The organism is Gordonibacter sp. (genome assembly GCF_036667095.1).
GTDB lineage: Bacteria > Actinomycetota > Coriobacteriia > Coriobacteriales > Eggerthellaceae > Gordonibacter.
In genome coordinates this window covers 3,030-11,959 of sequence record NZ_JAVWUP010000077.1, presented here as the reverse complement: position 1 = coordinate 11,959, position 8,930 = coordinate 3,030, and the positions used below count along the sequence as shown (strand labels likewise).

Genomic DNA, 8,930 nt, shown 5'->3' with positions numbered 1-8,930 from the left:
AAACAAGTTCCGACTAGGTGACAAGAAAGCATACCCTTGTAGCCTATGAGCGAACTGGTAAAGATAGATTTCGACAATAAGATGAGGGTCCTGCGTAAGCAGGCTGGCCTTTCACCCAATAAATTCGCTATGATGACAGGGTTGAGCAAGTCTTTTGTCATCCAGATCGAACGCGGGCAGCGAAATATCTCCCTTGATACCATCGAAAGAATTGCAGCTGGACTCAACATAACCGCGTCGGAATTGTTTGAGGGTGTCGAGACACGTAGAGAAGATGCCTCACCAAAGAACGTCTCCTAACGCGGAAGTGATTGACCCTAAATAAAATCGCTGCAGTACGTGATGTTACAAAGCGCCGAACGGTGTGTAATACACCTACTCAACAGATGCAATCGTCGGCTACAAGCAAGTTATCGCCGACCGCAAGTGCTCTTGCGGTGCCGTCCAGCAGAGAGGAGGTGTAGTACAATGACAGAATCGACCTAAGAAAACGCGAATAAGCGAAACCTAGTACTCTCCACTAAACTCGGGGCGATTCAGAACCGCTGCAAAAGCCCCTTAGCGAAGATAGTCACGTTGTCCGATGCAGGCAAAGGGAAGGGGATGTCTATGGCAGCATCAGCCACGACCAGGGAGGCAGGGGTGGCGCCACCCGTCGAGAAGAAGAAGCGCAAGTTCAAGCTTAACTTCCCCACGGCATTCACCATCCTGTTCGCCATCACCATCCTGGCCGTCATTGCCACTTGGTTCGTGCCGGCCGGCTCCTACGCAAAGCTGGCCTATATCGCAGATACCGGCACGCTCCAGGTGACTAGCCCGCAAGGCACGGCAACCGAACTGCCTGCTACGCAAGAATCGCTCGACGAGACCGGCGTGAACATCGATATCGCACAGTTCACCTCAGGTGCCTTGACGAAGCCCATCTCGGTACCGGGCACCTACGAGCGACTGGAGCAGCAGCCCAAAGGCATCGGCGACATAACCGTCAGCATGGTCTCCGGTACCATCGAGGCTGCCGACATCATGGTGTTCATCCTGGTATTGGGCGGTCTTATCGGTATCGTGAACAAGAGTGGAGCCTTCGAGTCGGGCCTGCTCGCCTTAACGAAAAAAACTAAGGGCCGCGAGTTCTTGCTCGTGTTCCTCGTCAGCGTTCTCATGGTGCTGGGCGGCACGACATGCGGCTTGGAGGAAGAGGCTGTGGCCTTCTACCCCATCCTCGTACCCATATTCCTCGCGTTGGGCTACGACTCTATCGTATGCGTAGGCGCCATCTTCCTGGCCGGATCGATGGGCACGACGTTCTCCACCATCAACCCGTTCTCCGTGGTTATCGCCTCGAATGCGGCGGGCACGGTGTTTACCGAAGGCCTTGAGTGGCGCGTCGTCGGCTGCATCGCCGGCGCCATCGTGGTTATCGGGTACCTGTACTGGTACTGCAAGAAGCTCAAGGCGAACCCGGAATTCTCCTACACGTACTCCGATCGCAAGAAGTTCAGCGAGTTGTACTCCACGGGAGCCGAGGGTCCCTCGCCCGAGCAAGGCAAGTTCACCTGGCGCAAGAAGACCATTCTAGTGCTGTTTGTGGCAGCCTTCCCCATCATGGTGTGGGGCGTTGTGAGCCAGGGTTGGTGGTTTCCGCAGATGGCCGCATCGTTCTTGGCTATCACCATCATCATCATGTTCCTGTCGGGCGTGGTAGAGAAAGACGCGGTCGACGCCTTTATCAAAGGTGCATCCAGCCTGGTAGGCGTGTCGTTGATCATCGGCCTCGCCCGCGGCATCAACCTGGTCATGGAACAGGGAATGATCTCCGACACGCTGCTGGACTGGTCGTCCAACGCCGTGTCCGGCATGACAGGGCCCCTGTTCATCCTCATGCTGCTGATCATCTTCTTCTTCCTGGGATTCGTCGTGCCGTCGTCGTCGGGCTTGGCCGTGCTGTCCATGCCCATCTTGGCACCCCTCGCCGACACGGTGGGCATCCCGCGCTTCATCATCGTGTGCGCCTACCAGTGGGGCCAATACGCCATGCTGTTCCTCGCCCCCACGGGCCTGGTGCTAGCAACGCTTACCATGCTGGACATGAAGTACACGCACTGGCTGAAGTTCGTGCTGCCCATGGTAGTGTTCGTGCTGGTGTTCGGCGGCGCGATGCTGGTGGCTCAGGTGCTCATATACGGCTAGCGCCTCATCCGACCATCCCCTCCCGCGTGCCCCAGGTCGATCATTATGACCTGGGGCACGCTGCGTAGCAGAGCTGGCTGCCCGACATCCAAGAACGGTTTCGCGGACGAAGGGGGCGCACCCGGTCCACATTGCCAAGGAGCGGTAACCGAGCATGCGGCTGCTCGCACCAGAGATCGGGCGCTACCTACGCGGCAGATGGTGCTTGCGGCTCTGTATCGAGCTGATGGCGGCAATCAAGGCGGCGACACCCACCACCAGCAGCGACCCGATACCCGCTTGCAGGTTCGCCATATGCAGCATAGGTACGCCCTGCAGAATGCCCATCGTGTACGGCAGGAGCCAGAACAGCCACACCACGATGCTGAACGTATGGAAACGCTCCTTCGCCCGCTCGCTACCGCGCACGTACGTGACCGTCGCCCATGTCGCATGCGCGGCCATAAGGACGATGGCGAGCACGCCGGATGCCGCGTGCATCCCCAGCACTGGCGAGCCTCCCTCTTGGGCCATCATCGTCATGACGGTCGTACCCGTCGTGTCGAATACGAAGCCGGTCCAGAACAAGATCAGGTTGCGCTTGGTGAGCGAATGCTTCCGCTCGTCGAACACGCCGATGGTATAGAACACCAAAGCTAGACTGATCGCCGTTGTCGCCAGTATCAGTTGGAGGGACATGATTATCGCTTCCTTTCGTTTGGAGAGCCAGACAAGGAAGCTGTCTTCTTTGCCAGTCAACTCTTTCTTCAAAATGAACAATGTTCATTTCCTGAACAACGATCATTATAGGCACCCCAAAACAGAATGCAACTACTTTCTGAACATTGTTCATTTTATGTCACAGACCGCACAAAGGAGCCTGGGCGGCGCACTGCCGAACAGCCGCACCGGGCGACCACTCGCGCACAAACGCCCGTCACGGAAGGTACCGCCATGAAGCACCCGCTCCCTCGAAAACTACTGTCTCTCCTTGTTGCGACCGTACTCGCTCTCCCGCTCGCTGCAAGCCCTCTTACCGGCTGGGCAGAAGAGCCCGGATGCCCCGCCGCAGGCAGTCTTCCAGAACAGGCGACGGCATCGCCAGGCACACCCGGGGAACCCGCCAAGCCTTCCGACGAAAACGCTCCGACAAGCAACGAAGAAGTCGATCCCGGAGAACAGCCCGCAAACGACGGCCTACTCCCGAGGGATGGCAACCCCGCAGAGCCAGCGGACAGCACGCCTTCCGCACAACCCGTCCAAGCCCATCGTCATCCTGCACGCCAACGACGTGCGCTGCGGCGTCAGCGAAACACACGACGCCAGCGGCAATGCTACCTCCATCGGCTACGCCGGAGTGGCCGCCCTCCTGAAGCAAGCAGAAGCAAACGGGCACGCAGCTGCAGTCCGTCGGCAAGATAGTCATCGATCCAACGAACGGCACCCTCACCTGCAACTTGGTCGCACCTCCGGTAAGCCAGGATGCCGACACGCTCGCCTACGTCAAAGGCATCAAAGACGAGCTGAACAAGGTACTGGGCCAAAAGGTCGCCTACACGGAAGTCAAGCTGGTCGCCGTCGAAAACGACGCACGGAAGAATTGGGCCGTACGCGCACGCGAGACGAACCTCGGCGATGTGTGCGCCGACGCCACGCGCGCCGCCCTCGATACCGACATCGCCTTCGCGAACGGTGGCGGCGTCCGCTCCGATGTTGCCATCGGCGACATAACCTACGGCAACGCCATCTCCGTCATGCCGTTCGGAAACTAGCTCTGCAAGATCGAGACCACCGGCCAGACCATCCTCGATGCGCTGGAAATGGGAGCGCGCCTCTACCCGGAACCCAACGGCGGCTTCTTGCAGACCTCGGGCCTTACTTACGAGATACGCTCCGACATCGCCACTCCCGTTAAGCTGGACAATCGCGGCAACTTCATCGGCGTCGAAGGACCCCGGCGCGTGCAGAACGTGCGCGTGGCAGAACAACCCCTCGATCCGGCAAGCACCTACACACTTTCAGCAATATCGTACCTACTCAAAGAGGGCGGCGACGGATTCACCATGTTCAAAGGAAGCAAAGTTATCGTCGACGAGCAAGGACTCGATTACGAGGTACTCATCACCTACCTGAAAGACAACCTGAACGGCATAATCAGCAGCAGCTCCCTCTACGCGAACGAAAACGGCGACGGCCGTATCCTGGTGAAAAACGGTCCCGACCCCGTACCGACGCCTGCGCCCACGCCCGCCCCCGTCAAGCCCGTAGCCGACCCGCTCGCACGGACGGACGACCCCTTGCTTCCAGCCTCTGCCGCCGCAAGCACCCTGACGCTTTGCGCCCTTGCCGGAGCTGCTTGCGCCACGCACGCCCTGCGGCGCAAGCGCGAAACGACACCCGACTCGCGATAGCGGGCAGAGCCCCAAGCGGTCGGAACCCACTGCCGGAACCCACTGCGGGAACCCACCTCCTGGCACCGCTCTCAAACCGACAACGCGCGCCATCGCGACGCTGGGGTATACTGACAAAAAGGGTCTGCATCCCCACGGTCGCCCGACGGAAAGAGGAAACCATGCTCTACGACAACATTCTCGTACCCTACGACGGATCTGAATCGGCTCGCGCAGCATTGGCGGAAGCCCTCAAATTCGTGCGCGACGACCCCACCCTCACCCTGCGCATCGTGCAGATCGTCGATACCGAGCAACTGGTCATTAACCGACTGGAGGCCCAAGGCCGCACACGCGAGACTATCTCTTCCGAAGAGGTGCATGCGCTGTTCGACAGCGTGGTGGAAGAGGCCAACAAAAAGCTGCACGAGCATATCGATTCGATGCTCAAGGGCCTTATGAGCAGGATTATCATCGAAATGCTGGAGGAAACCATACCCTCCGAGCAGATCGTCGCCTACGCCGACGACCATAACTGCGACCTCGTCGTCATGGGCTCGCGCGGACTCGGCGCCCTGCGCGGCATGTTGGGCAGCGTGAGCAGCTACGTCCTGCGCCACGCCGAGATGCCTGTGCTCATCGTGAAGCAGCCTTCCGAAGACTAGGCGAGCGCTACGCCAAGCGCAGCATAGGGCGAGCGCTGGCCCAGGGATGCGCGCCCTTCTTCAGCGAAACGCCCTCGAAAGACCACTTCGGACTGGGCCTGAACATAACCGCGCTGCTCGGCAACTGCAAGCACCCCCTCCCAAGCATGGGGGTTCTTGCGTATCGATGCCTGGCGAAACGAGAGAACGAGGCGGGAAGTACTGCCTGAAAGACCAGCATATGCTCTCGACAACTTGTTTGAATCTTGCGCATTTCTCAACAGAGTCGAAACAAATACGCTCTTATTGAGAAGAATTATCAATAAGGGTAGATTTTCAGCAGACAACAAGCGGTTTCCAGAGTAGTATGACCACCAAGATGAAGGAAACAGCCGCACGACCACCGTCTGAAAGCAGTCGAGAAACCTGCGGAGGACCCTTCGTGCGGCACATTGAAAGAAAGGGAACACCATGCCCAGCTTTGCTAACCCGTTTGCCGGAAATGTTGACCGCAAGATGTCGAACGCCGAGCTTATGCAGGCCCTGCGCCTCGATATCGCCGGAGAACTCGAGGCCATCTACCTGTACGAGTCGCACTATCTGGCCACCGACGACCCTGCGGCTAAAGCGGTACTGGCCGACATCCGCGACGAGGAGAAGGCCCACATGGGCGAGCTCATCACGCTGATGCGCCACCTAGATCCAAAAGAGACCGAGTTCTTCTTGGACGGCGAAGGCGAAGTACACGAGATGCTGGAAGATCTCGGCATCAAGACAGATGGCGAGATTGCGCCGGCACCGGCCGAGCCCGCCGCCGCTCCCACCGTCGGCGATCTGTCCTAAGCGCATAAGCATCGCGTGCGTACGCCACTCTCGCACGCGCTCTGAACAGACGCTCGCCGTACACCCAATGTTTCACGTGAAACATTTGTTTGCGTAACGGCCACGTCGGGTACGCTGCATGCAGCGGATAACTGTACAACTATTTTTAGAGGTACCGCATTACTAAAAACCTTGATCCTTCCCCGTTTGAAAGGAGACCGCAATGGATTATCTCGCTCGTGAATCAGCCGATCTATCGGCCGAGTTATGGAACCGTATTGACAGCGCTATCATCGACACGGCGCGCAAACAGCTTACCTGCCGCCGCTTCCTGAAGATCCACGGCCCGCTGGGCGTTGGCGCCACCACCGTAGCTATGGACGGCGTCGGCAAAGAAGAGGTGCTTGAGGACGGCATCGGCCGCATCGTCGGTCGCACGCAGCTTGAGCTGCCGCTGTTCTACGAGAACTTCACGCTGCTCGGCCGCGACATGGACCTGGCTGCACGCACAGGCATGCCCCTCGATCTCGCGCCCGCCATCTCAGCCGCCAAAAAGGCCGCACGTCGCGAGGACGACCTCATCCTGAACGGCAATGCGGCATTGGGCACCACGGGCCTGCTGACCGTGAAGGGTGCTGCGAAGATGAAGAAGGGCGACTGGAGCAAGGGCGAGAACAGCTTCGCCGACGTGACCGCTGCGGTGTCGCAACTGGCAAAGACCGGGTACCTGGGACGCTACGTGCTGGTCGTGTCGCCCGACCTGTTCTTGGACCTGCAGCGCTTGCAGCCGAACACCGGCCTGCTGGAGATCGACCGCATCAAGAAACTTATCGGCGACAACGTCTACATGACCAGCGTGATGGGCACCGGCAAGGCCGTGCTCGTATGCGCCGAGCCAGAGTACCTGGACTTGGCCGTGGGTCTGGATCTCTCCGTAGGCTACTCTGAGTTCGTGGACTTCAACCACCACTTCCGTATCATGGAAACGGCAGCCCTGCGCGTTAAGGACCCCGCCGCCATCGTCGTGCTGGCGTAGCCTTCGCAGCGTCGAGGGGTTCCGCTGGCCGGCACGCCGGCGGAACCCTACTCCACCTTCTCGTCGTTGCGCTGCTGATGGCGGGTGAGCAGCGTCCGCCAGATCACATAGACCCCCAGGACAAACGCACCCAGGTAGCCCAGCACGCCCAAGAGCGGCACTTCCAGCAGTTTTGGCTGCATGTTCGTCTGCGAAATAAGGCTGGAGCCCACGAACAAGCCGGCCGAGATTAGCGCGAGCGACACCGTGCCAGCAACGGAATAGAGGGCTGCCACCAGATCACGCGGCATATGAAGGTCGGCCCCCACCTTTACCTGGCCGCGGTCGATCATGTCCAGCGTATTGGACACCTGGGTGGGTAGGCGCGTGAGAGCCTCAGCCGAAGCGGTCGAGGCGGCGAACAGCTCCTTTGCTTTGGCCTCAAACGCATCGAGGGTAAACGTCTGGCGCCTCACGTGATCGGAGATGATTCCCACTACGCTGGCTTTGGGCGCGATATCCACCAGCACGCCTTCCAATGTCATCATGCCGCGTGCCAGCATGGTCAGGAACGGCGGCAAGGTGAGGTTTTGCGTGCGCAGCACTTCGATCACCTCAAGCAATGCCGTGCCGACGTTGATATCGGCCAAGTCAGACGAAGCATACGAAGCCATAAGTGCGCCGATCTGCTCCAAGAGGCGTCCATGATCGACGGGTCCGTGCTCCTTCGCCAGCGCCAGCAGCGCATCTTTCAGCGCGAACGCGTCGCCTTTCGCCACCGAGGCGAACAGCTTGCCCACAATGGCCCGCTCCGACGACGACAGCGACCCGGTCATTCCCAAGTCGATCCACACGACGGCATGCTCGCGCACCAGGATGTTCCCCGGATGCGGATCGGCGTGGAAGAACCCGTTGTCGATGACCTGCGTCACGTAGCTTTCAGCCAAGCGGCGGCCCAGTGCTTCCGGATCGTCGCCTTGAGCGCGCAGGGCAGCAAGGTCGTTGATAGGGGGGCCGTCCACGTATTCCATGACCAGCACCTCGTCGGTGCTGACCTCGGCATAAGGATACGGACTTTCCACCTGCGGCTGGTCGGCCAGCTCACGTCCGAATCGCTCCAGGTTGCCCAACTCCACGCAGAAGTCCACTTCCTCGGCCGTGGTACGGGCCAGTTCATCCACCAGCCCGTCCAAGGTCAGCATGATGCCGCCGGCCACGTGCGCCAAGTCGGCTAGGGCCAGCACGTGCTTGATCAGCGTGATGTCCTGAGCCATTTGATCCACCACGTTCGGCCGACGCACCTTCACAGCCACAACAGGACCTGGCTCGATAGCCGTTCCCTCCACAGGACGCTCGCCGGACTGCACGCCTTGCGCCAGCCGTGCCCGATGGACCTGCGCCACCGATGCCGATCCCAGCGGGTCCTCCTCGATCTCGGTAAACGTCTCCTGCCAAGGATGCCCCAGCGAATCCTCGATCGTCTCCATGATCACCGAGAAAGGAACCGGCGACACGTTCGCCCGCAATGCCTTGAACGCATCGGCGTATTCCTTTGGGATAATATCGCTGCGATTCGACGCGATCTGCCCCATCTTCACGAACGTCGGCCCCAAGTCCTCCAAGATGGCCGTGGCCTTCTGGGGCGTGAGGCCCGAGTAGGCATGGTGCTTGCGCAGGATTTTCTCGATCTCGCGCATGCGCTTGCCGGAAGTGTTGTCCTTGAAGGTAACTTCCGCCACCTTCATCAGCTCGCGGAACGTGGGCACGGGTCGCCTCCTCATCGTGGTCGGAACATCATCGTAATGCTTTGCGTTGTCGCAGGAAACGCCGAGCCGCCATCTGAAAACACCTTGACAACGCGCGACGACGGCAGGGCCACAAGGGAACGTGCGG

General features: G+C 59.7%; 7 protein-coding genes and 1 pseudogene. 6 read left to right on the top strand and 2 right to left on the bottom strand.

Features of this window, described 5'->3' with window-relative positions; genetic code table 11:
- The first annotated feature begins 45 nt into the window (after nucleotides 1-45).
- Together RR842_RS08290 and RR842_RS08285 are read left to right on the top strand one after the other, a co-directional pair.
- The gene (locus tag RR842_RS08290) at nucleotides 46-300 is read left to right on the top strand and encodes a helix-turn-helix transcriptional regulator (protein WP_332513846.1); all 255 of its coding nucleotides are present in this window, start codon (nucleotides 46-48) and stop codon (nucleotides 298-300) included.
- A gap of 309 nt (nucleotides 301-609) precedes the next feature.
- Nucleotides 610-2,187, top strand: a complete 1,578-nt coding sequence (locus tag RR842_RS08285; protein ID WP_332521367.1) for a YfcC family protein — start codon at nucleotides 610-612, stop codon at nucleotides 2,185-2,187.
- A gap of 183 nt (nucleotides 2,188-2,370) precedes the next feature.
- On the opposite strand, the gene RR842_RS08280 is transcribed toward RR842_RS08285, so the two are convergent.
- Nucleotides 2,371-2,865 carry an HsmA family protein gene (locus RR842_RS08280; protein WP_332513842.1) on the bottom strand — a complete coding sequence of 165 codons (495 nt, stop codon included), beginning with the start codon at nucleotides 2,863-2,865 and terminating at the stop codon, nucleotides 2,371-2,373.
- Nucleotides 2,866-3,623: 758 nt separating this feature from the next.
- Between RR842_RS08280 and RR842_RS08275 the strand changes: the two are divergent.
- From RR842_RS08275 to RR842_RS08260, 4 genes and pseudogenes are all read left to right on the top strand, one after another.
- Nucleotides 3,624-4,577 (top strand): annotated as a pseudogene (locus RR842_RS08275) (5'-nucleotidase).
- 161 nt (nucleotides 4,578-4,738) lie between these two features.
- The gene (locus RR842_RS08270; protein ID WP_332513838.1) at nucleotides 4,739-5,221 is read left to right on the top strand and encodes a universal stress protein; all 483 of its coding nucleotides are present in this window, start codon (nucleotides 4,739-4,741) and stop codon (nucleotides 5,219-5,221) included.
- A gap of 450 nt (nucleotides 5,222-5,671) precedes the next feature.
- Nucleotides 5,672-6,043, top strand: coding sequence for a demethoxyubiquinone hydroxylase family protein (locus RR842_RS08265; protein ID WP_332513834.1), 372 nt, complete (start codon nucleotides 5,672-5,674; stop codon nucleotides 6,041-6,043).
- 202 nt (nucleotides 6,044-6,245) lie between these two features.
- Nucleotides 6,246-7,058 (top strand): family 1 encapsulin nanocompartment shell protein, encoded by an 813-nt coding sequence (locus RR842_RS08260; protein WP_332513832.1) that lies wholly within the window; start codon nucleotides 6,246-6,248, stop codon nucleotides 7,056-7,058.
- A gap of 47 nt (nucleotides 7,059-7,105) precedes the next feature.
- Here the strand turns inward: RR842_RS08260 and RR842_RS08255 are convergent, their stop codons facing one another.
- Nucleotides 7,106-8,803: an AarF/UbiB family protein gene (locus RR842_RS08255; RefSeq protein WP_332729443.1), complete on the bottom strand. Its 1,698-nt coding sequence runs from the start codon at nucleotides 8,801-8,803 to the stop codon at nucleotides 7,106-7,108.
- Between the last annotated feature and the right edge of the window lie 127 nt (nucleotides 8,804-8,930).